Raw genomic sequence first — 21,876 nt, forward strand, 5'->3', positions numbered from 1 at the left:
GGCAGTCCGGCCAACTCCCCGCACGACTCTGCTCCTCGGGCATGTCGGCGCCTCATACTCTCCCCAGTCCCGACTGCGCTCGACCGGGACGCCCCGTGACCCCGTACGGCACTCCCAGGGAGGCAGACATGGCCCTCACCACTCGTCGCAGAGCCCTCACCACCCTCGCCGCCGGCCTGGCGGGCAGTATCGCCCTGCCCGCCTACGCACAGGCGGGCGAGGACCGGCACCGCCCGCGCCCGCTGTGGCGTGCCCACGCGCACAACGACTACCTCCATCCCCGGCCCCTCCTCGACGCGCTCGACCACCGCTTCGGCAGCGTCGAGGCCGACATCTACCTGGTCGAGGGCCAACTCCTCGTCGCCCACGACCCGGTTGAGCTCGACCCGGCCCGCACCCTGGAATCCCTCTACCTGAACCCCCTCGCCGCCCGGGTGAAGGCCAACCGGGGTTCGGTGTACCGGGGGTACCGCAGGCCCGTCCAACTGCTGATCGACATCAAGACCGAGGGCTCGTCCACGTACCTCGAACTCGACCGCCGACTGCGCCCCTACCGGCACCTGTTCACCACGTACGCCCATGGCCGGGTCCTCCCCGGCGCGGTGACGGCCGTGATCTCCGGTGACCGCGCCGCCCGGGTGCCCATGGAGGCCCAGACCGTGCGGCGCGCGTTCTACGACGGCCGTCTCCTCGACCTGCTGGCTCCCGTCCCGGCTCCGGCCTCCTTCATCCCGCTGATCAGCGACAACTGGACGCTCAACTTCACCTGGCAGGGCGTGGGCGCGTTCCCCGAGGCCGAGCGGCAGAAGCTGCGCGGCATCATCTCGGCTGCGCACTCCCGTGGACAGAGGATCCGCTTCTGGGCCACCCCGGACCTGGCGGGCCCCGCCCGTGACGCGGTCTGGGGCGAACTCCTCGCAGCGGACGCCGACCACCTCAACACCGACGACCTCGCGGGCCTCGAAGCCTTCCTTGACGCCAACCGCCAACCGGCGGGTGCAGGGCGGTAGGTGCTGGGCGTGCGGCGCAGGGCGTAGCCCAGCACTTTCACGCGGAGTCAACACACGTTCGGCGGACACGTCGGCCGCCCGGACGAACCCTCCGTTACGCCAAACTTGCGGCCGAAAGCCGCGGTGTGGGCGTGGCGGAGGAGGTTGACGGTGGCCATTTCCATCTCTGTGGTGCTGCTGCTCGTGGTTCTGACGGTGATCTTCCTGCGCAACGGCGCGCTGAAGCTCTCGCACGCCGTGGTCTGTGTCCTGCTCGGCTTCTATCTCGCGAGCACGAGCATGGCGCCGACCATCCACAACGGGCTCACGGCGACCGCCGACATCGTCAGCGCTCTCAGACCGTGAGCCCGCAGGGGGACTTGTGCGCGCCGGGCTTGTGCGCGCCGGGCCTGCCCGCCTCAGGCCGGCGCCCGTCAGACCCGTGCGCGTCAAGCCGCTGAGAACACGCCGATACCGTTGGGCACCGGTCGTTCGGCCCCGCCGCTGGGATGGTTGCGCACGGTCGCGGTGGCCGACCCCGGCTCCCGGGCGGCCAGCGTGGTGGAGCCGCCGCCGTCCAGACTGAACGCGTCCCGCGAACCCAACTTCTTCATGGCGGCGGCGACTTCCGCGATGGTGAGACCGGCGCGGAACTCGGGAGCCCCGTCCAGGGCCAGAAGCAGCAGCCGGGTGCCGCCGTCCGAGACGCCCGCCGCGGTCCGTACCGCCGCCGTCACGTTGTCGAGGCCCGCGAGCGGCTGACCGCCCCGCAGGACCGGGTAGCCGCCGATCGCGAAGTGGTACGGGGTCTTCGACGTGGCCGCCACCAGACGGTGCCGCACCACGACCCGCTCGCCCACGGACAGCTTCCGCAGCTGCTGGGCTCCCGCCTCCCTGCCGACCAGAACCGTGGTGTCCGAAGCGATGGTTCCGCTGCCGGGAGTGTCGGCCGATGACACGACCTCGCCGTCCTGGACCGTCACCTCGTGGGTGTCCGTACTGCAGGGCGCGGCCCGGTCGGTGTCCGTCCCGCACGTGGCCCGCACCCGCGAGGCCCGGCCCCAGTCCGAGGTGAACATTCCGACAGAGCCCACGGGCAGGGCGTACTGATTGAGGCCGCCCAGCGGAAGCCGCGTCCCGTCGGTCTCGACCGAGCCGTCGAGGGACAGGCTGTCGAGGCGGGCCCTGTGGTCCGTACCCACGCCGAGCACGTCCTCGGTGCTCGTGCCGGGCGGCAGGGCGGGGCCGAAGCGCTGGCCGTCCGGCACCGCCGCCTTGAGCGTCTGTCCGTCCGCGACGGCCGGGCCGACGGACGCGCCGGTCGCCTCGACGCCGGGGTGCTGACTCTCGGTGATGTTGAAGAAGTCGCCGTTGACGCCCGCGACGGCACCCTGGGCGTCGGTCAGCCCCGAGACCGTGGACCGGGCCGCGACCGCGCCGGGGTGGAGCAGGTCGACGCTCACCCGGGGATCGCGGAGATCGACGCTGATCACATGTGCGTGCGCCACACCCTTGGCGGCCGGGATGTCGAACTCTGTGTAGCTCACGCCCGGCGCGAGCCGACTGAAGCCGGGCGCGGCGCCGGCCGGTGCCGCCCCGACGAGGGCGGCCCCGGCCAGCGCGCTCCACGCGGCGAAGACCGTCAGTGCGGTTCTGAGTGGTCCGGTGCGTCGTGTCACGGTGCCCCTGCTCTCTCCGCTGTCTCCTCAAATGGCCCAGGACACAGGGGAGTTCACCACAGAGTGGGTACCTTGACGATGACTACGCGCCGACGAGGCGCGAACGGGTCAGGAAACGTACCCCTTCGGGTGCCTCCAGGGACTGATGGAACATCAGCGGACCGTGTACGGTCCGCAGTCTGCGCAGCCGTCAGCGCGGCCAGGCTCATCAGCGAGCCGGCGCCCCGCTCATGCCGACGCGGAATCTGCCTCCAGCGGGAAGTGGCACAGCGCCGTGTGGGAGTCGGCCTCGCCCTGCGTGCCCCGCACGACCAGCGGCGGCGACTTGGTGGCGCACAGGTCCTCGGCATGCCGGCACCGGGTGCGGAAGCGGCAGCCGGAGGGGATGTCGAAGGGCGAGGGGATCTCTCCCTGGAGCAGGATCTCCCGGTCGCCGGAGGCGTGGGAGGCGTCCAGGACCGGCGCGGCCGACATCAGGGCCGCGGTGTAGGGGTGCTGGGGGCGGTCGAAGACGTCCTCGGTCTCGCCGTTCTCGACGACCTTGCCCAGGTACATCACGGTCACCCGGTCGGCGATGTACCGCACCACGGACAGGTCGTGGGAGATGAACACGTAGGCGACGTCGAGGCGTTCGCGCAGTTCCGACAGGACGTTGAGGACCTGGGCCTGTACCGACAGGTCCAGGGCGGAGACCGGCTCGTCGCAGACGATGAGGTCGGGGTCCAGGGCCAGCGCGCGGGCGATGCCGATGCGCTGGCGCTGGCCGCCGGAGAACTCGTTGGGGTAGCGGTGGGCGTCGCTGTCGCGCAGTCCGACCAGGGACAGCAGTTCGCGGACGCGTTTCTCCCGGGCCTTCGCGTCGGGTACGACGTCCCGGTGGGTGCGCCAGGGCTCGCCGATCAGGTCGGCGGCCGACATGCGTGCGTTGAGCGAGGCGAAGGGGTCCTGGAAGACCATCTGGACGCGACGGCGCCAGGCCAGCAGGTCCCTGCCGCGCAGGGCGAAGGGGTCGGTGCCGTCGAACCGCACCGTGCCCGCGTCCGGGCGTTCCAGACCGAGCAGCACCCTGGCGAGGGTGGACTTGCCGCAGCCCGACTCGCCGACGAGTCCGAGGGTCTCGCCCCGGCCGAGCCGTATGTCCACCCCGTCCAAAGCGGTCAGCCGGCGGCGGCCGTGGCCGAAGGTCTTGGTGACGCCGCTGACCTCCAGCAGGGGCCGGGACTCCTCCGGTCCGTCCGCGCGGGGTCCGTCGGTGGCGGTGGCGCTGGTCTCAGGCACGAACAAGCTCCTCGGAGAAGTGGCAGGCGGCCGAGCGTCCGTCGCCCGAGGGACGCAGCGACGGCCGTTCCTCGACGCAGCGCTCGCGCACCAGCGGGCAGCGGTCCTGGAAGACGCAGCCGGACGGCACCGCGCTCAGCTCGGGCGGGCTGCCGGGCACGGCGGGCAACGGGCGCCCGCGCACGGCGTGTTCCGGAACCGAGTCGAGCAGTCCCCGGGTGTAGGGGTGGCGGGGGCCGCCGAAGACGTCGCGTACCGGCCCCTCCTCGACGACGGTGCCCGCGTACATCACGACCACGTCGTCCGCGCGCTGGGCGACCACCGCCAGGTCGTGCGTGATCAGGACGAGGGCCATGTCCCGCTCGTCCTGGAGGTCCCGCAGCAGCCGCATGATCTGCGCCTGCACGGTGACGTCCAGCGCGGTGGTGGGTTCGTCGGCGATGAGCACGTCGGGGTCGAGGGCGACGGCCATCGCGATCAGCAGCCGCTGCCGCATGCCGCCGGAGAACTGGTGCGGGTAGGAGCGGGCCCGCTGCCGCGGCTCGGGGATGCCCACGCGGGTCATCAGCTCGATCGCCTTCTCCGCGGCCTGGCGCCGGGAGAGCCCGCGGTGGATACGGAACGGCTCGCCGATCTGCCGGCCGACCGGCTGTACCGGGTTGAGGGCGGTCAGGGCGTCCTGGAAGACGATCGACAGCACGGGGCCGGCGAGTTTGCGGCGCTCCGCCGGGCTCATCCGCAGTGTGTCGCTGCCCCTGAGCCGGACGGCGCCGCCGGTCACCTCGGCCGCGGGGTCCAGCAGTCCCACGACCGACAGCGCGGTCATCGACTTGCCGCAGCCCGACTCGCCGAGGAGGGCGAGAGTGCGTCCGCGGCGGACGCTGAAGCTGACGCCGTCGACGGCGCGTACCCGTCCGGAGGGTGTGTCCAGGTCGACGCAGAGCCCTTCGACGTCGAGGGCGGGCGTGTCGGCGGAGGGCGGTGCGGGGAGGGCGGTGGTCGTCACGGGATCATCTCCGGGGGTACGGCGGCGGAGGCACCGCGGCGCTTCGTGGGCAGCGTCAGTCGCCAGCGCTGGGCGGGGTCGGTGGCGATGCGGGCCCAGGCGGCGAGGACCGTGGCGGACACCGTCGTGAGCACGATGGCGAGCCCCGGGAGCACGGTGATCCACCAGGCGGTCTGGAGGTACTGCCGTCCCTGGGCGACCATCAGACCCCAGCTGACGTCCGGGGGCTGGATGCCGATGCCGAGGAAACTGAGCGAGGACTCGGTGAGCATGACGAAGCAGAAGTCGAGAGTGGCCACCGTCAGGAGCGTCGGCAGGGCGATCGGCAGGATGTGCCGGTAGATGATGTTCCGGCTGGGTGTGCCGAAGGTGCGGGCCGCGTCGACGAACAGACGGCTGCGCAGTTCGGCGGCCTCGGCCCGTGCGGTGCGCAGATACACCGGGATACGGGCTACGGCGAGGATCAGTACGATATTCAGCGCGCTCGGCGAGAACACGTACAGCACGACCACCGCGATCAGCAGCGAGGGGAAGCTGAGGATCACGTCGGCGACGCGCATGGCAATGCTCTCGCGGCGGCCCCCGTGGTAGCCGGCCCACAGGCCGAGGGCCGAGCCGATCAACAGCGAGCACAGCACGGCCGGAACGGCCACGGACAGGGTCGTCGTGGCGGCGTCGACCAGCCGGGCCAGCACGCTGCGTCCGAGGACGTCGGTGCCGAGCAGTCCGTACACCCCGTCGCCCAGGGACGGTGGCCGCAGGGAGGCGTCCAGGTCCTGCTGCTGCGCGCGGTCGCCGATGACGAGGCGGCCGAAGAGCGCCACCAGGGCGACCACGCTGAGGATGACGGCCCCGACGGCCGCCGCGCGGTCACGGCCCAGCATCCGCCACCAGCTTGCGCGGTGGGGCGCGGACGAGATGTCGTCCGCGGTGGTGGGCTCTTTACGGGTCATGCTGCTTCCTTCGCTCACGCCGGCACCGCCTGTCGCACACGGGGGTCGGTCAGCGCGTGACAGACGTCGACCAGGATGTTGAGCGCGAAGATCGTCACCGCGGTCAGGAGCACGGCCGCCTGGAGGACCGCGAAGTCGCGCTGGAGGATGGAGTCGATCATGAGTTTGCCGATGCCGGGCCAGCCGAAGATCGTCTCGACGATCACCGCACCGTTGACCAGGCCCACCGCCAGGTCGCCGGCCACGGTCAGCACGGGCGTCACCGCGTTGCGCAGGGCGTGGCCGAAGATCACCCGCTGGGGCGTGGCGCCCTTGCTGCGGGCGATCTTGACGTAGGGGGCGGAGAGCGCGGAGACCATGCTGCCGCGCACCACCTGGACCAGCACGCCGAAGGGGCGGATCAGCAGGGTGGCGATGGGCAGCACCCAGATCTCGGGTCCGCCGAGGGTGCCGGAGGTCGGCAGCCATCCGAGGCTCACACCGAAGACGAGCACGCCCATGATGGCGAACCAGAAGTCGGGGATGCTGGCGGCCGTCATCGACAGCAGACTGGCGATCCGGTCGACCAGGGAGTTGGGACGGTAGGCGGCCAGGCTGCCGACCAGTATCGCGCCGGTGATCGCGAGCAGCATGGTCACGCCGGCGAGCTGCAGAGTGACCGGGAAGGCGTCGAGCACCATCTCGGTCGCCGACTGCCCGGTCCGCAGCGAGGTGCCGAAGTCCAGGTGCGCGGCGTCGACGAGGTAGTTCCACAGCTGCGCCGGGACCGACAGGTCGAAGCCCTGGGCGGCGGAGAAGTCCGCGCGCTGTTCGGCGGTGGCGCTCAGCGGGAGGTAGAGGTCGACCGGATTGCCGGTCATGCGGGCGAGGAAGAAGACGCCCAGCACCACGCAGAGCAGTGGGATGGCGCTGGAGACTATGCGTTTGCGCAGGAAGGGGAACATGTCAGGGCTTCGCCGCCTTCGCCGGGCTGACCTCGGCCAGCCGCATTTCGTCCCCGGTGGCGGAGTTCGGTTTGTACCGGATCGACGGTGACAGGCCGAGCAGTCCGCTCATGTGGGCGATGTGGGTGTACTGGACGACGTCCTCGTTCTGGCGGGTGAGCACGTCGGCGAAGGCCTTCTGGCGCTTCTCGCCGGACAGCAGGCCCGCGTCGGCGACGCGCCGGTCGAGGTCCTTGGTGCCGAAGGCGGACTGCGGGCCGTCGCTGAGCAGGTACTGACTGGTGGTGAAGGCCGCGTCACCGGCCTGGTTGCCGTGCATGATCAGCAGGGCGATGGGTCCGACGTTCTTCGGCAGCGGCCGTAGCTGGTACTGGAGTTGCGTGGCGGTGTCGGCCATGCGTACCCGTACGCTCAGTCCGATCTGCTCCATCTGGTACTGGAGGGCCTCCGCGGTCTCCGACACTCCGGAGAACATGCCGTTGCGGGCGACCAGGGTGATGGTGCGGCCGGTGGGTACGCCGTCGGCCTTCGCCTCCTTCACCAGGGCCCGGGCCTTGTCCACGTTCTGCCGGGTCGGCTCGATCTCCTCGCTGTGTCCGACCACTCCGGGCGGGACGAGCTGACCGGCCGGTTCGGCCAGTCCGCCGAGCAGGGCGTCGATGATGCCCTGGCGGTCGACGGCCATGTCGATGGCGCGCCGCACCCGCAGGTCGTCGAGCGGTGCCTCGCGGCCGTCCAGCCGCAGTGCGGTCGTCTCGTTGTTGGGGAAGGCGGCGGTCGTGTCCTTCTCCGCCTCCATCGAGTCGAGCGCGACGGCGATCTCCGCCTCGTCCTTGTCGATCATGGCGGCCCGGACACTGGCGTCACTGCGCCAGACGTAGCGGGCCCGCGGGAAGTCGGGAGCCTTGCCCCAGTAGTCGTCGTACCGGTTGAGGGAGATCGCGGTTCCGGCCTGCCAGGAGCGCACCGCGTACGGGCCGGTACCGATCGGGATGCGCACCTTGGCCTTGGTGTCGGTGGTGCGCGGCACGATCTCCACGAAGCTCAGGCGCAGCGGAAGAATGGGGTCGGGCTCGGGGGTGGTGACGGTCAGCCGGTTGTCGTCGACCGCCTTCACCTTCAGGTCGTCGTCGCCGAAGACGTAGCCCTCGACGTTGCAGGCGAGGTCGGAGTTGACCGCCCGGTCGATGGAGAAGGCGGCGTCCTCGGCGGTGAACGGCTTGCCGTTCTGGAAGGTCACCCCGCTGCGGGTGTCGAAGCTCCAGGTGCGGGGCCCGGTCTGTTTCCAGCCGGTCGCGAGCAGGGGGTGCAGGTCGCCGGAGACGGGATCGCGCTCGACCAGGGGCTCGGTGATGTTGGACCGGACGACGACGCCGGTGCCGGTCAGTGAGGCTTCGCAGGGTTCCAGCGTCGGTGGTTCCTGGGTGAGCACCACGCGCAGGGTGCGGCCGTCGGCCCGGCCGGCGTCGCCGCCGGAGCTGTTGGCCACGGCGCAGCCACTGGACACCAGCACCGTGCCCGCCAGCAGCAGGGCGGTCGTCGTGCGGGGCCGCCGTCGTCCGGGCGGAGTGGAAGAAACGGAGGACTTCATCGTCGGCGTATCTCCGGGGGGAGTGCTGAGGTGTCACGTTCCGAGTACGGGATAGCCTCCAGTCGCTGTCTACAATTGCGTACTCGGTCCGCATCTGTGAACGCCGAAGTTAAACCGGCGCAGTGGCAGCGTCAAGAGATGGGCGACGACGGATCTTCTCGGGTCTGTCGCCGTCACGGCTCCCGGACCTCTCGGGAGTGCGCCCGGTCCGGCTCCGCGGCGGCGGCGCGTCACCGGCTGTCGCCGCGCGGCCACCGGCCCGGTCCACCCCGGAAGTCACCGAGCGCGCAGGTCACCGAACCCTCCACCCGCAACACCCGCAACACCCCAACACCCCCAACAACGACGGGAGTACCACCGTGTTCCACTCCACCGCCCCCGCTGATCCGGCCGCCCCCGGCACCGTCCTCCAGGTGTCTCCGCTGCTCCCCGCCTTGGAGAAGACGCTGGCCGAGCGCCACCGCACCGTACGTCTGCACGAACTGCCCGACCCCGCCGCCTACCTGCGGGAGGAGGCCGGCGATGTGGTGGCCGCGGTGACCAGCGCGCGGTTCGGCGTCGCGAACTCCCTGATGGACGCGCTGCCGCGACTGAGGGCGATCGTCCACTTCGGCGTCGGTTACGAGACCACGGACGTGGCCCATGCCCGGGCGCGGAACATCGACGTCAGCAACACCCCCGACGTGCTCACCGACTGCGTGGCGGACCTCGCCGTCGGCGGTCTGATCGACGTCATGCGCGAGCTGTCGGCCGCCGACCGGTACGTGCGGGCCGGCCGGTGGAGTGCGGCGCCCTACCCGCTGACCTCCAGGGTGAGCGGGAAGCGGGTGGGCATCCTCGGGCTGGGCCGTATCGGCCGGGCCGTCGCACGCCGGCTCGAAGGATTCGGCATGGACATCGTGTACTGCTCGCGGGTTCCGGTGGCCGACGTCCCCTACCGCCACCTGTCCACCGCGCGTGAACTGGCCGCCGAGTGCGACGCGGTCGTCGTCACGGTCGCGGGCGGGGCGGACACCCGGGGGCTGGTCTCGGCGGAGGTGCTGGAGGCGCTCGGCCCCCGGGGTTACCTGGTCAACGTCGCGCGCGGCAGCGTCGTCGACGAGCCGGCCCTGGTCGCGGCGGTGCGGGAGGGGCGGATCGCGGGGGCGGCGCTCGACGTCTTCGCCGACGAACCGAACGTGCCGCTGCCGCTGCTGGAATCCGACCGCGTGCTCCTGCTGCCCCACGTGGCCAGCGGGACGCACGAGACGCGGCAGGCGATGGGCGACCTGGTGCTGGGCAATCTCCAGCGGTTCCTGACGGAGGGGATTTTGCTCACTCCGGTTCCGTAGGCCCCAGGAACTGGACGGGCGGTGTCCCGCTCTCGGGCGGGACACCGCCATTGACAGTTGCGCGACCGACTGTCTACAAATGAGAACGCCGACTACATATGAGGATGGCCGCATGGCAGGGAACGCAGCACGCATCGCCGACGTCACCGTGACTCCCGTGGCCTTCCGTGACTACCCACTGCTCAACACGGTCGGGGTGCACGAGCCCTACGCGCTGCGCACGATCGTCGAGATGACCACGGAGTCCGGCGTCACCGGCATCGGCGAGACCTACGGCGGCACGGTCCACCTGGAACGGCTGCGCCGCGCCGCCGAGGAGCTCACCGGCCTGGACGTCTGGAACCTCAACGACCTGGTCGCCCGCACCACACGCGCGCTGGGCCCGGACACCTCCGGCGGCGACGGCATGTCCGGGATGGTCACCGGCAGCAGCGCCGTGGACCGGGTCATGTCGCCGTTCGACGTCGCCTGCCTGGACATCCAGGGCAAGCTGATCGGCAGGCCGGTCAGCGACCTGCTGGGCGGAGCCGTCCGCCCCTCGGTCCCCTACAGCGCCTACCTCTTCTACAAGTGGGCCGCACACCCCGGGCAGGAGGACGACGACTGGGGCGCCGCCCTCGACCCGGCGGGCCTGGTCGACCAGGCCCGCCGCATGATCGGCACGTACGGCTTCTCCGCCATCAAGCTCAAGGGCGGTGTCTTCCCGCCGGACGAGGAGATCGCGGCGGTCAGGGCCCTGCGGAAGGCATTCCCCGACCTGCCGCTGCGCCTCGACCCCAACGCCGCCTGGAGCACGGAGACGTCGCTGCGTGTCGCCCGCGAGCTGGCCGGAGACCTGCAGTACCTGGAGGACCCGACCGAGGGCCTCGACGGCATGGCGGCCGTGGCCGCGGGGACACCGACACCCCTGGCGACCAACATGTGTGTCGTCTCCTTCGACGACCTCGCCCCGGCCGTGGCTCGCGGCTCCGTGGGCATCGTCCTGTCCGACCACCACTTCTGGGGCGGTCTGCGGCGCGGCCTCCAGCTCTCCGCGATCTGCGACACCTTCGGCCTCGGCCTGTCCATGCACTCCAACTCCCACCTGGGCATCAGCCTCGCGGCGATGACCCATCTGGCGGCGGCCACCCCGCACCTCACGTACGCCTGTGACACGCACACGCCCTGGAAGCAGCCGGACGAGGACGTCGTCGACACCGAGGTGCTGCGGTTCAGCGAGGGCCGCGTCACCGTCCCGACGGCTCCCGGCCTGGGTGTCGAGCTGGACCGGGACGCGCTCGCCCGGCTCCACCGGCAGTACCTCGACTGCGGACTGCGCGACCGCGACGACACCGGTTACATGCGCCGCGTCGACCCCTCCTTCTCGACCACGACCCCCCGGTGGTGACCCGACCGTGCGCATCATGCTCAACCACCGCATCCTGAGCCGCTTCCACGAACCGCTCAGGGCCCGTATGCAGGGCCCGCACACCTGGCTGGAGTCCAGCGACTGGACCGCCGAACGGATCTCCGAAGCCATCACCGACGCCGAGGTGTTCGTCGGTTCACAGCTGACCGCAGAGGACGCCCGGCGCGCCGGACGGCTCCGGCTCGTGCATGTCGTCGGCGCCGGCTACGACGGCATCCCGCTGGACGCGCTCGGCCCGGAGGTGTCCGTCACGACCACGCACCACCACGGCCGTTCCATCGCCGAGCACGTGCTCATGTCCGTCATGATGCTGTCCCGCGACGTCCTGGGCGCCGACCGCGCGCTACGGGCCGGACAGTGGCGCAACGTGGCCGTCGACCCGGAACTGCCGTTCGGGACGACGCTGGAGGGCCGCCGGGTGGGCGTCATCGGTTTCGGTGAGACCGGCACCGAGGTCGCCCGCCTCTGCCAGGCGGTGGGTATGCGGGTGCGTGCCGTGCGGCGCGACCCCTCCGCGCCGGTCCCGGACGACCTGCGGACCGACTGGATCGGCGGCAACGACCGGCTGCCCGGTCTGCTGGCCGAGTCCGACGTCGTGGTGGTCACGGTTCCCCTCGGCCCCGCCACCCGCGGGCTGATCGGCCCCGCCGAACTGGCGGCCATGGGACCGGGAACCCTGCTGGTCAACGTGGCACGCGGGCCGGTCGTCCAGGAGGAGGCGCTCTACGAGGCGCTCGACTCCGGTGTCATCGCCGGCGCCGCGCTCGACGTGTGGTGGTCCGGGCCGCCGCAGGCGCCGAGCCGGCTGCCGTTCCACCGACTGCCCAACGTGCTGATGACTCCGCACCACTCAGGTCACACCACCGACACCTTCGCCGCCCGCGCGGCGGAGATCGCCGACAACATCAACCGCCTGCAGCAGGGGCGGCCGCTCCGCAACGTGGTGCACGCGGACGCCACCACGACCCCCTGACCCAGCCCCGTTCCACCCACCGTCCCGCTGTTCAAGCCCGCAGTCCCAGGAGTTGGAGACCCCCATGCTCGAAGGCGTCCTCTTCTTTCCCGTCACGCCTTTCACCGACACCGGCGACATCGACCTCGCCGCCCTGCACCAGCACGTCTCGGCCGGGGTCGACGCCGGCCCCGGCGGCGTGTTCGTCGCCTGCGGCACCGGTGAGTTCCACGCCCTGGACGTCGAGGAGTTCACCGAGGTGGTACGGACCGCCGTCGACGCGGTGGCCGGACGGGTCCCGGTGTACGCCGGAGCCGGCGGCGCGCTCGGGCTGGCCCGGCGCTTCGCACGGGCCGCGGCCGAGGCCGGCGCGGACGGCCTGCTGCTCATGCCTCCCTACCTGGTCGACTCGCCCGCTGAGGGACTGGTCGCGTACGTCCGCGCGGTCGCCCAGGAGACCTCCCTGCCGGTGATCGTCTACAACCGGGGGAACGCACGATTCGACGAGCGTATGGCGGCACAAGTGGCCCAACTGCCCACGGTGACAGGCCTGAAGGACGGCACCGGCGACCTCGATCTGGTGGCTCGCATCATCCCGGCCGTGCGCGAGGCACTGAGCGCGGCCGGCAAGGACTTCCAGTTCTTCAACGGCATGCCCACCGCCGAGGCGAGCCAACTGGCCTACCGCGCCCTGGGCGTGAAGCTGTACTCCTCGGCCGCGTTCGCCTTCGCACCCGACATATCCCTCGCCTTCCACCAGGCGGTGGAGGAGGGGGACCACCAGCGGATCGACGCGCTCCAGCGGGCCTTCTTCCACCCCCTGGTCAGGCTCCGCAAGCGGGTCCCGGGATACGCGGTGGCCCTGGTGAAGGAGGGGGTCACCCTGGAGGGGATCAAGGCCGGACCGGTCCGCCCGCCGCTGACGTCCCTCGGCGCGGGGGAGATCGAGGAACTGGCGGCCATCATCGCCGAGGGGCGTGCCGTACTCGCCTCCTGATTCGCGAGCCGCGAGCCGCAAGCCGCAAGCCGAGCCGAGCCGCAAGGCGTCGGCCGCCGATCGTCGGTTCGGGAGGTGGTGGCGCCCCAACCGACGCTTCCCAGGTTGCGGTCGCGGCTGTTCGCCCGACGGCGTGGCCAGGGGGACGCCGAGGGCCACCGGCGTGCCGAAGCTCGGTGTGCCGTCGGCGCTCCAGGTGAACTTCTGCGCCCGGGTGCTCCGGTGGCACGCGTGGCGGCGGTGGAACCAGTCTGACCGCCGCCCGGGTGTGGAGCACTCCCGCGCGCCTCAGTCCGCCTTGAGGGCGGTGAGGACGTTGAGCCGGGCCGCCCGGCGGGCGGGCCAGAGTCCCGCCACCACGCCGACGAGTGCGGCGCCCGCGAGGGCCACGGCGATGCGGCCCCAGGGGATCATCATCTCGTACCCCTGGATGCTGTCGGAGGCGAGCCTGCCCGCGGCCCAGCCGAGGAAGATGCCCGCGCCGATGCCCAGAAGGGCCCCGAACAGCGAGATGAGGACGGACTCCAGATGGATCATCCGCTTGGTCTGCTCGGGCTGGAGCCCCACCGCGCGCAGCATCCCGATCTCACGGGTGCGCTCGAACACGGACATCGCGAGGGTGTTGACGACTCCCAGGACGGCGATCACCACGGCCATGGCCAGCAGCCCGTACAGCATGTTGAGGAGCAGGGTGATGGCCTCGCCACCGGCGGAATCGGCCAGGTCGGCGGTGTCCCGCAGCCGGATGAGGGGGTTCTGGTCGAGTGCGCGCTCCAGGGACCGCCGTACCGTCTCGCCGTCGCCGTCCTTGGTGTGCACCAGGACCGAGTTGTCCTCGATCTCCTTCAGATGGGGCTGGAGGGTGGCGAGCGGCATCATGGTGGTCGGTAGGAATTCGTCGTTGCGGTAGATGCCGCCGATCCGCAGGGTGTCCCGGCTGCCGTCGCCGTAGACCACCGGAACCCGCCGGCCCATGGCCAGTCCGTAGGTGTCGGCCGTGGTGGTGTCGATCAGCAGGTTCTTGCCGCCGCCCGCGCCCAGTGCCGCGAGCGACCCCGACGCGAAGCTCGGGTCGAGGAGGTCGCCGATGCTCCGGGCGTCCACACCGCTCAGGTTCAGCTCGTTGCCGCCGATCCGGACGACGCTCTGGCGCCGCGGGCTCAAGGAGGTCACGGCCGTGGACTTCGCCAGGGTGTCGTGGACCGACGCGGGCAGGTAGTCGCTTTTCCTCGACGAGATCTCGAAGTCGGCCGTGACGGTGTTCTCGGCCCGCTGGTGCAGCGATGTCGTGGCGGACACCGCGACCACCGTGAGGCCGGTGACCATGGACAGCCCGATCATCAGGGCGGAGGCCGTGGAGGCGGTGCGCCGGGGATCGCGCCGGGCGTTGCGCGGGGCCAGTGTGCCCGGGACACCGAAACGGCGCAGGAGGGGCCCGGCCAGGGCGATGGCCGGACCGGAGAGCGCCGGGGTCACCACGATGATGCCGATGAGCAGCAGGGCGGACGGGAAGAGGACGATGGTGCGGCCCTGCTCGCCGCTGGACGCCGCGAACACCACGCCGAGCACACCGATCACGATCACGGCGACCCCCATGGCGTTGCGCCTGCGGAGACTGCGGGCAGGCGGGGGTGTGTGGAGCGTGGACAGGGCGGCCACGGGAGGCACGGAGGCGGCGCGGCGGGCCGGCAGATAGGCGGCGAGCATGGTGACGACGACACCCACCAGGAACGAGACCAGCACGGTGCCCGGAGCGATGACCAACGGCCCGTCGGGGATGCCGGATCCGGTGGACGCGAACAGCTGCTGCATGCCCATGGCCACGCCGATACCGAGGAGGAACCCTGCGGCCCCCGCGCTCAGCCCCAGCAGGGCGGCCTCGATGAGGACGGAACGGGTCACCTGACGGCGGTCGGCGCCGACGGCCCGCATCAGGGCCACCTCTTGCGAACGCTGGGTGACCAGCATGGTGAAGGTGTTGCCGATGACGAAGATGCCGACGAACAGGGCGATGGCCGCGAAGACGAGCAGCACCTGGCTGAGTCCGTCCGCTCCCTCGGCGGCCTCGGCCCGCTGCTGCTCGCGCAACTGCGCCCCCGTGCTGATCTCGGAGCCCTTGGGCAGCAGGTCGCGCGCCTCGGCCGCGAGCCGCTGCTCGGAGGCGCCGCGCTCGGCCACGAGGGAGAAGCCGTCGTACTGACCCGGCTTCAGCAACAGTTTCTGCGCGGTGGCGTCGTCGAAGTACACCGCGGTGCCGCCGGATCCGGAGGTGTCGTCGGTGCGGACGACGCCGACGAGTTTCTTGTGCAGCACAGGTCCGTCGATGGCCAGCCGAACGGTGTCGCCCACCTTGTAGCCGCCCTGGTCGGCGGTGCTGGTGTCCACCAGCACCTCGTCGGGCCCGGTGGGGGCGCGTCCGGTGGTCAGCGGGTGGCGGTCGTCCTTGCCGTCGGCCTGGGGGAAGTAGTTGCCCGCCATGGCCACGTTGTCCTCGCCGAGGGGGCGGCCGTCCTTCGCGGCCACGGCGGCGAACCCTTCGACGGAGCCGGTCACGGACGCCACGCCGGGCAGCCGCTGCAGGCGCCGTAGCGTGTCCTCCCCCACGGTTCCGGACTCGCCGGATTTCTCGTTGAACGGCGGTGTGGCCTGGACCGAGACATTGCGCAGGGTGGCGAGGTAGCGCTCCTTGTAGGCGTTGCCCACGGTGTCGGTGAAGACGAGGGTGCCCACGACGAAGGCGACGCCGAGCAGAACGGCGAGCATGGTCATCAGCAGGCGGGCTTTGTGCGCGAGGACGTTGCGCAAGGCGGTGCGGAACACGGGCGGCCTTCCGGGGGGGGGTGCCGGGGGAGGGGTGCTCGGGGAGCGGGACGCGCGTCAGGCGCGGGGCGTACGCGCGTCAGGCGCGGTGAGCGGACGTCAGGCGTGGCGTGGGCGTCAGACCTGGTGCGCGGGTGCCAGGCGTCCCATGCGCTCCAGGACGGCCTCGGCGGTGGGCGCGTGGAGTTCGTCGACGATGCGTCCGTCGGCGAGGAAGACGACGCGGTCCGCGTAGGAGGCGGCAGCGGGGTCGTGGGTGACCATGACGACGGTCTGGCCCAGCGCGCTCGTGGAGCCGCGCAGGAACTCGAGGATCTCGGCCCCGCTGCGGGAGTCCAGGTTGCCGGTGGGCTCGTCCGCGAAGACGATGTCGGGCCGCCCGGCCAGCGCGCGGGCGACGGCGACGCGCTGCTGCTGGCCGCCGGAGAGCTGGCCGGGCCGGTGGTCGAGCCGGTCGGCCAGGCCGACGGTCTGGATGATGCTCTCCAGCCAGGCCCGTTCCGGCTTGCGGCCCGCGATGTCCATGGGGAGGGTGATGTTCTCCATGGCGCTCAGGGTGGGCAGCAGGTTGAACGCCTGGAAGACGAAGCCGATGCGGTCGCGGCGCAGCCGGGTGAGCTGACGGTCGTTCAGGGAGCCGATCTCCGTGTCACCGAGGCGGACCGACCCGAAGGACAGCGAGTCGAGACCGGCCATGCAGTGCATCAGGGTGGACTTCCCCGATCCGGAGGGACCCATGATCGCGGTGAACTGGCTCTGGACGAAGCCGACCGTGACCGCGTCGAGGGCCACCACACGGGTGTCCCCGGTGCCGTACACCTTCGTCAGGTCGGTGGCATGGGCCGCGTAGTTCTCCGGAGCGGAAGGGGGCAGGTTTGCGTGCATGCCGATCCTCGGTGGACGCTTGATGGATTGCCCCTCGTGGCAGAGGGTGTCGCCGCTGATGGCGACCTCCATGAGCCTCCCGCTCGGCCGCCCGCCGGCGGATCCCCCGAACGTCCGGTACCGCATCCACCGATCGGGGGAGATCGCCGCGGGGCCGGCGTTCCGGCCCGACCGCAACGACCGCCGGACCGCTCCTACGACGCGATCGCTATTCGGCACGACCCGAGCGGAAGGCCCAGGCCGCGACCTCGACCCTGTTGCGCAGGCCCAGCTTCGCCTGGACCGACCCCAGATGGGTCTTGACGGTGCTGGGCGCGATGTACAGCTCGGTGGCGATCTCCGGGTTGGTCAGTCCGCGGGCGACGCCCTGGACGACCTCCTCCTCGCGGTCGGTCAGCGGTTCGGCCGGCTCGGATGCGCCGCGTCGCCGCGCTTTGGTGAAGTGCTGCAGCAGGCGGAGGGTGATCTGCGGGGCGACCATGGCGTCCCCGCGGACGGCCGACCGGACGGCCTCGGTCAGCAGCACCGGACCGGCGTCCTTGAGGAGGAAGCCCGACGCTCCGTTCGACAGCGCCGTATACACATATTCGTCGAGGTCGAAGGTGGTGACCACGACCACCTTCGGCGCTCCGGGACGACCGCCGCCGGCCAGTCGGCGGGTGACCTCCAGACCGTCGGGCGGAGGCATCCGGATGTCCACGAGACACACGTCCGGCCTCGTCTCGCGGGCCAGTGTCAGGGCCGAGGCCCCGTCGGCGGCCTCGGCCACCACCTCCATGTCGGGCTCGGCCGACAGCACCATGCGGAACCCGGCCCGCACCAGATACTGATCGTCCGCGATAAGGATGCGTATGGTCATGCCGTCCTGCCCTCCCGTAGCCGCGACCCGGGTCGTACGGCGTGCCGCCCGCGTGCAGGGGCGTTCCGTGAAGACTCGTCGGGGTGCAGCGGTACGGAGGCGTAGACACGCCACCCGCCTTCGGGCCGGTGCCCCGCCTCGAAGGCGCCGCCGAGCAGCTCGACCCGCTCCCGCATGCCCATGATGCCGAAGCCGCCGCCGAGCCGTCCGAGGCTGCCGCGGTGTCCGGACGGAGAGCCCTGTCCGTCGTCCTCGACGACCAGTTCGGCGTGGCGTGCCGCGACCCGGGCGGACACGTCCACCGACCGCGCTCCGCGCGCATGGCGCTGCGCGTTGGTCAGGGCTTCCTGCAGGACGCGGCTCAGTCCGCCGGTGACCTCCGCGGGGACGTCCCCCGGCAGCTCCTGTCCGAGGTCCAGCCGGATCGGCAGTCCCGTCGCCCGTGTCTCGTCCACGATGCGGGTCAGCAGTTCGCCGAGGTTCTCCGGATGCCGCGGGGTCTCGTCACCGCGCATCGAACCGATCAGACGCCGCATCGACGTCAGCGCCTCGCCGCCCGCGTGCTCGACGGCCTGGAGCATCTCGTTCAGCATCCGCGGGTCGGGGGTGCCCCGGCCGGTGACATGGCGCACGGCCTGCAGCTGCACCACGATCGCGGTCACCTGATGGGCCACGGTGTCGTGCAGGTCGCGGGCGAGCGCGAGCCGTTCCTCCTGCCGGACCAGTTGTCCGGTGCGTTCCTGTTGGACGTCGTGGAGGCGCAGCACCAGGCCGCAGACGAAGGCCAGGGCCAGTTCCAGCACGGTGCTGCTGGAGAAGTCGCCGGGATCCGAGTCCCGCAGCACCGGCACGGAGAACACGCTGATGCCCAAGGCCGCCACGACCACCGGGGCCCACCGGGGCGTGCAGCGGCGCACCGCCACGGCGAGGAGGACCATCAGGCCCATGAGTTCGCTGCCGCTGCTCTCGCTGGTCACCATGTTCACCGGCAGCAGGTGGAAGGCCACCGTGGCCACGAAGGTGCCGGCGCAGGCCACCAGCGCGACCCGCGGGACCCATCGGGAGTCGCGCATCAGTGCCAGCACGGCCATCGCCCCTGCCAGGGCTCCGGAGCAGACCGGCACCCAGTCCCCGACGAAGGCCTCCGTGTCGAGGGCCGGGTCGAAGATGATCCGTGCCCGCACGTCGTCATAGACGGAGAAGAGGAACACCAGCGCCAGCGCCGAGATCAGGATCCGACCCGGCCGACTTCGGTAACCGGCACGCCGGTCGGAGGACACAGATATTCGCACCCGCGCCACCCTACGCACCCACGGAGCGATTACCGCCCGTCCTTCCTCGCGCGGGTCGGTGGGCACGGGCACGGGCATGGGCATGGGCGCGGGCCGCACGTCGCGCACCCGCGTCGGCGTCCAGTACGTGGGCCGCGTAACGGAACTTCCTTACGGGCGGTGGGCGCCCTAGCCGACACGTGGCTGTCGGAGGGGCTGTTCACCCGGGCCGAGCGGGACCGTGTCGTCGCGGCTGCCCCGGGCACACCACGCAGGTAAGGCATACCTAATGACGTCAGATAACGTTCTGCGTGCAACTACTTGTACTCGCCGGACGCACGCATGTTTGGAGTCGGCCTTGCCGCACACGATCGACACCGCCGGAAGAGGGCCGGGCACCGTGACCGAGGAAGGCTGGGTAGAGCTGAGGTCGAGCGCCGAACTGCGTGAGCTGCTGGGAGAACCCTGGCCCATCGTGATCGAGAAGGTCCACGACCGGCTCGCCGACCAGGACCGGGACATCATCGCCCGCTCGCCCTTCTGTCTGCTGGCCACCTCCGACTCGCACGGCAACTGCGACGTCTCCCCGCGCGGTGACGCCAAGGGCTTCACGCACGTCGTCGACTCCGGCACGCTCGCCCTGCCCGACCGGCCGGGGAACCGGCGCGGCGACAGTTTCCACAACATCCTCGACAACCCGCATGCCGGGCTGCTGTACCTGATCCCGGGCAGCAAAGAGGTCCTGCGGGTCAACGGCCGGGCCCGCATCCTCACTGACGCCCCGTTCTTCGAGGCCATGACCGTGAAGGGTTTGCGCCCCGCGCTCGCGCTGGTCCTGGAGATCGACGAGATATACCTGCACTGCCCGGCGTCGCTGCGTCGCTCGGGAATGTGGGACCCGGCGTCGTGGGACCCGGGGTCTCCGCAGGCCGACTGACAGGCTGAACCGGTATGCGGCGGGTTGGGGCCGGTATGCGGACACCCCCTCTCCAGTGCAAATAAGGTTAGGCTAACCTTCGTCAGGTGAGACCTGGTGAAGAAACAGCCGGCACGCCGCGTCTGCGCGGTCATGAACTGTCGGCCACGAGCGTGACCGTGTCGTACGACGGCGTCGACGTCGTGCACGACGCGGCGGTCGCGCTCCGGCCCGGTGAGGTGACCGCCCTGGTCGGCCCCAACGGCAGCGGCAAGTCGACGCTCCTGCGGACGATCGCCCGGCTGCAGCGGGCCCGCCACGCCACCCTCAGGATCGACACCGGCACCGACGGCCTCGCCCTGAGCGCCCGTGAGTTCTCGCGGCACGTGGCCCTGCTGACCCAGGGCCGCCCCACGCCCAGCGGACTGACCGTGCGGGACGTCGTCGAGTTCGGCCGCTACCCCTACCGGGGCCGCTTCGGCCGCCCCGACCCGGACGCGTCGGCCGCGGTCGACCGGGCCCTCGCGCTGACCGGTGTCACGGACCTCGCGGGCCGGGGCGCCGACCACCTGTCCGGCGGGCAGTTGCAGCGGGTGTGGCTCGCCGGCTGCCTCGCCCAGGAGACCGGTGTCGTGCTGCTGGACGAGCCGACGACCTACCTCGACCTGCGCTACCAGATCGAACTCCTCGATCTCATCCGCGACCTGGCGGACGATCACGGGATCGCCGTCGGAGTCGTCCTGCACGACCTCGACCAGGCAGCGGCCATCGCCGACCGGATCACCCTGCTCGAAGCGGGCCGGATCGTCGCCGACGGCCTGCCCGAGGACGTCCTGACGCCGGAACGCCTCACGGCTGTCTACGGCATCCGGATCGACGTCGACGCGGACCCTCTCACCGGCCGGCTGCGCACCCGCCCGATCGGCCGACACCACACCCGACACGCGCGAACCACTCGAACCACTCGAACCGAAAGGCTCGGCACCACCACATGAGACGCCTCCTCCTCACCGCGGCCACCACCACCGCCGCGGCGCTCACCCTTGCCGCGTGCGGCACCACCGAGCCCGCCGCCGACAAGACCGACAAGGCCGGCAAGGCTTCCGAGGCCCTCACCCTCACCGACGGCTCCGGCAAGAAGGTCAAGCTCGACGGCCCGGCCACCAAGGTCGTCGCCACCGAGTGGAACGTGACCGAGAGCCTCGTGACCCTCGGTGTCGACCCGGTCGGCGCCGCCGACGTCAAGGGCTACAAGACCTGGGACTCCGCCGTCCCGTTGCAGAACGAGCCCAAGGACATCGGCACCCGCGGCGAGCCGAGCATGGACACCGTCGCCTCCCTCTCGCCCGACCTCGTCGTGGCCACCTCCGACCTGCCGGCCGCGGCCCTGAAGCAGCTGCGCGAGATCGCCCCCGTGCTGGAGGTGAAGTCCGCCGACGGCTCCGACCAGATCGGGCAGATGCTGGAGAACCTCGACCTCATCGCCGAGGCCACCGGCACCACCGACAAGGCGAAGACGGCCCGCGCCGGTTTCGAGGCCAAGGTCACCGAGGGCAAGAAGGCCCTCGCCGACGCCGACCTCGCCGGCGCGGAGCTGGCCTTCGCCGACGGCTACGTCACCGGCAACCAGGTCTCCCTGCGCCCGTACACCAGTGGTTCGCTCCTCGGGAGCGTCAACGAGCGTCTCGGCCTGAAGAACGCCTGGAAGGTCAAGGGCGACGCGGCCTACGGTCTCGGGACCACCGACGTCGAAGGTCTCACCGGCCTGCCGAAGGACACCCGGTTCGCCTACATCGGCAACGACGACGACAAGAGCGCCACCCCGTTCACCGGCGTGCTGGCGAAGAACGCCGTGTGGAAGTCCCTGGCGTTCGTGAAGGCCGGTGACGTGCACCGACTGCCCGACGGCATCTGGATGTTCGGCGGTCCCGGATCGATGGAGGCGTACATCGACGCCCTCGTCGACGCGCTGACGAAGTAGACGCCCCAGAAGGCAG

Annotated in this window: 19 protein-coding genes; 9 read left to right on the forward strand and 10 right to left on the reverse strand. The window is 71.2% G+C overall.

Features of this window, described 5'->3' with window-relative positions; genetic code table 11:
* Positions 1-128 precede the first annotated feature (128 nt).
* Positions 129-1,010 (forward strand): phosphatidylinositol-specific phospholipase C/glycerophosphodiester phosphodiesterase family protein, encoded by an 882-nt coding sequence (locus AB0D14_RS04555; RefSeq protein WP_362774553.1) that lies wholly within the window; start codon positions 129-131, stop codon positions 1,008-1,010.
* A 150-nt stretch (positions 1,011-1,160) separates the two neighbouring features.
* Positions 1,161-1,355, forward strand: a complete 195-nt coding sequence (locus AB0D14_RS04560; protein ID WP_362774556.1) for a hypothetical protein — start codon at positions 1,161-1,163, stop codon at positions 1,353-1,355.
* A gap of 83 nt (positions 1,356-1,438) precedes the next feature.
* Here the strand turns inward: AB0D14_RS04560 and AB0D14_RS04565 are convergent, their stop codons facing one another.
* From AB0D14_RS04565 to AB0D14_RS04590, 6 genes are all read right to left on the reverse strand, one after another.
* The gene (locus tag AB0D14_RS04565) at positions 1,439-2,668 is read right to left on the reverse strand and encodes a phosphodiester glycosidase family protein (RefSeq protein ID WP_362774558.1); all 1,230 of its coding nucleotides are present in this window, start codon (positions 2,666-2,668) and stop codon (positions 1,439-1,441) included.
* Between the two features lie 228 nt (positions 2,669-2,896).
* Positions 2,897-3,946 carry an ABC transporter ATP-binding protein gene (locus AB0D14_RS04570; RefSeq protein ID WP_362774561.1) on the reverse strand — a complete coding sequence of 350 codons (1,050 nt, stop codon included), beginning with the start codon at positions 3,944-3,946 and terminating at the stop codon, positions 2,897-2,899.
* Complete coding sequence (locus tag AB0D14_RS04575; RefSeq protein ID WP_362774564.1) at positions 3,939-4,952, reverse strand: ABC transporter ATP-binding protein; 1,014 nt, start codon at positions 4,950-4,952, stop codon at positions 3,939-3,941. Before AB0D14_RS04575 ends, AB0D14_RS04570 begins: the two co-directional genes overlap by 8 nt.
* Positions 4,949-5,905 (reverse strand): ABC transporter permease, encoded by a 957-nt coding sequence (locus AB0D14_RS04580; RefSeq protein ID WP_362774567.1) that lies wholly within the window; start codon positions 5,903-5,905, stop codon positions 4,949-4,951. Before AB0D14_RS04580 ends, AB0D14_RS04575 begins: the two co-directional genes overlap by 4 nt.
* 14 nt (positions 5,906-5,919) lie before the next feature.
* Positions 5,920-6,849, reverse strand: a complete 930-nt coding sequence (locus AB0D14_RS04585) for an ABC transporter permease (RefSeq protein WP_362774569.1) — start codon at positions 6,847-6,849, stop codon at positions 5,920-5,922.
* 1 nt (position 6,850) lies between these two features.
* Positions 6,851-8,440 carry an ABC transporter substrate-binding protein gene (locus AB0D14_RS04590; RefSeq protein WP_362774572.1) on the reverse strand — a complete coding sequence of 530 codons (1,590 nt, stop codon included), beginning with the start codon at positions 8,438-8,440 and terminating at the stop codon, positions 6,851-6,853.
* A 359-nt stretch (positions 8,441-8,799) separates the two neighbouring features.
* On the opposite strand from AB0D14_RS04590, the gene AB0D14_RS04595 reads away from it, so the two are divergent.
* From AB0D14_RS04595 to AB0D14_RS04610, 4 genes are all read left to right on the forward strand, one after another.
* A complete protein-coding gene (locus tag AB0D14_RS04595; RefSeq protein WP_362774575.1) occupies positions 8,800-9,771 on the forward strand; it encodes a 2-hydroxyacid dehydrogenase in 972 nt (323 codons plus the stop codon).
* A 112-nt stretch (positions 9,772-9,883) separates the two neighbouring features.
* Positions 9,884-11,158 carry a glucarate dehydratase family protein gene (locus tag AB0D14_RS04600; RefSeq protein ID WP_362774577.1) on the forward strand — a complete coding sequence of 425 codons (1,275 nt, stop codon included), beginning with the start codon at positions 9,884-9,886 and terminating at the stop codon, positions 11,156-11,158.
* A gap of 16 nt (positions 11,159-11,174) precedes the next feature.
* Entirely contained in the window at positions 11,175-12,152 is a 978-nt protein-coding gene (locus AB0D14_RS04605; protein ID WP_362774580.1) for a 2-hydroxyacid dehydrogenase, read from the forward strand.
* Between the two features lie 52 nt (positions 12,153-12,204).
* Complete coding sequence (locus AB0D14_RS04610; protein ID WP_362774583.1) at positions 12,205-13,128, forward strand: 5-dehydro-4-deoxyglucarate dehydratase; 924 nt, start codon at positions 12,205-12,207, stop codon at positions 13,126-13,128.
* 288 nt (positions 13,129-13,416) lie between these two features.
* Here the strand turns inward: AB0D14_RS04610 and AB0D14_RS04615 are convergent, their stop codons facing one another.
* The 4 genes from AB0D14_RS04615 to AB0D14_RS04630 form a co-directional block, all read right to left on the reverse strand.
* Positions 13,417-15,948, reverse strand: coding sequence for an ABC transporter permease (locus AB0D14_RS04615; protein ID WP_362774585.1), 2,532 nt, complete (start codon positions 15,946-15,948; stop codon positions 13,417-13,419).
* 117 nt (positions 15,949-16,065) lie between these two features.
* Positions 16,066-16,833, reverse strand: coding sequence for an ABC transporter ATP-binding protein (locus tag AB0D14_RS04620; protein ID WP_362774682.1), 768 nt, complete (start codon positions 16,831-16,833; stop codon positions 16,066-16,068).
* Positions 16,834-17,041: 208 nt separating this feature from the next.
* Positions 17,042-17,692: a response regulator transcription factor gene (locus AB0D14_RS04625; protein ID WP_362774588.1), complete on the reverse strand. Its 651-nt coding sequence runs from the start codon at positions 17,690-17,692 to the stop codon at positions 17,042-17,044.
* Entirely contained in the window at positions 17,689-18,984 is a 1,296-nt protein-coding gene (locus tag AB0D14_RS04630) for a histidine kinase (RefSeq protein ID WP_362774591.1), read from the reverse strand. Before AB0D14_RS04630 ends, AB0D14_RS04625 begins: the two co-directional genes overlap by 4 nt.
* A gap of 337 nt (positions 18,985-19,321) precedes the next feature.
* Between AB0D14_RS04630 and AB0D14_RS04635 the strand changes: the two genes are divergently transcribed.
* The 3 genes from AB0D14_RS04635 (at position 19,322) to AB0D14_RS04645 (ending at position 21,860) form a co-directional block, all read left to right on the forward strand.
* Positions 19,322-19,900, forward strand: coding sequence for an MSMEG_1061 family FMN-dependent PPOX-type flavoprotein (locus AB0D14_RS04635; RefSeq protein ID WP_362774594.1), 579 nt, complete (start codon positions 19,322-19,324; stop codon positions 19,898-19,900).
* Between the two features lie 86 nt (positions 19,901-19,986).
* Entirely contained in the window at positions 19,987-20,874 is an 888-nt protein-coding gene (locus tag AB0D14_RS04640; protein WP_362774597.1) for an ABC transporter ATP-binding protein, read from the forward strand.
* Positions 20,871-21,860 (forward strand): iron-siderophore ABC transporter substrate-binding protein, encoded by a 990-nt coding sequence (locus AB0D14_RS04645; RefSeq protein WP_362774599.1) that lies wholly within the window; start codon positions 20,871-20,873, stop codon positions 21,858-21,860. Before AB0D14_RS04640 ends, AB0D14_RS04645 begins: the two co-directional genes overlap by 4 nt.
* Positions 21,861-21,876 lie beyond the last annotated feature (16 nt).

Source organism: Streptomyces sp. NPDC048484 (assembly GCF_040651415.1).
Classification (GTDB): Bacteria; Actinomycetota; Actinomycetes; order Streptomycetales; family Streptomycetaceae; genus Streptomyces.

Excerpts from the sequence above, each read along its gene's own strand:
- AB0D14_RS04585 (WP_362774569.1), bottom strand. The coding sequence starts at position 6,849 with ATGTTCCCCTTCCTGCGCAAACGCATAGTCTCCAGCGCCATCCCACTG.
- AB0D14_RS04625 (WP_362774588.1), bottom strand. The coding sequence starts at position 17,692 with ATGACCATACGCATCCTTATCGCGGACGATCAGTATCTGGTGCGGGCC.
- AB0D14_RS04590 (WP_362774572.1), bottom strand. The coding sequence starts at position 8,440 with ATGAAGTCCTCCGTTTCTTCCACTCCGCCCGGACGACGGCGGCCCCGC.
- AB0D14_RS04605 (WP_362774580.1), top strand. The coding sequence starts at position 11,175 with ATGCTCAACCACCGCATCCTGAGCCGCTTCCACGAACCGCTCAGGGCC.
- AB0D14_RS04620 (WP_362774682.1), bottom strand. The coding sequence starts at position 16,833 with ATGCACGCAAACCTGCCCCCTTCCGCTCCGGAGAACTACGCGGCCCAT.
- AB0D14_RS04555 (WP_362774553.1), top strand. The coding sequence starts at position 129 with ATGGCCCTCACCACTCGTCGCAGAGCCCTCACCACCCTCGCCGCCGGC.
- AB0D14_RS04580 (WP_362774567.1), bottom strand. The coding sequence starts at position 5,905 with ATGACCCGTAAAGAGCCCACCACCGCGGACGACATCTCGTCCGCGCCC.
- AB0D14_RS04600 (WP_362774577.1), top strand. The coding sequence starts at position 9,884 with ATGGCAGGGAACGCAGCACGCATCGCCGACGTCACCGTGACTCCCGTG.
- AB0D14_RS04645 (WP_362774599.1), top strand. The coding sequence starts at position 20,871 with ATGAGACGCCTCCTCCTCACCGCGGCCACCACCACCGCCGCGGCGCTC.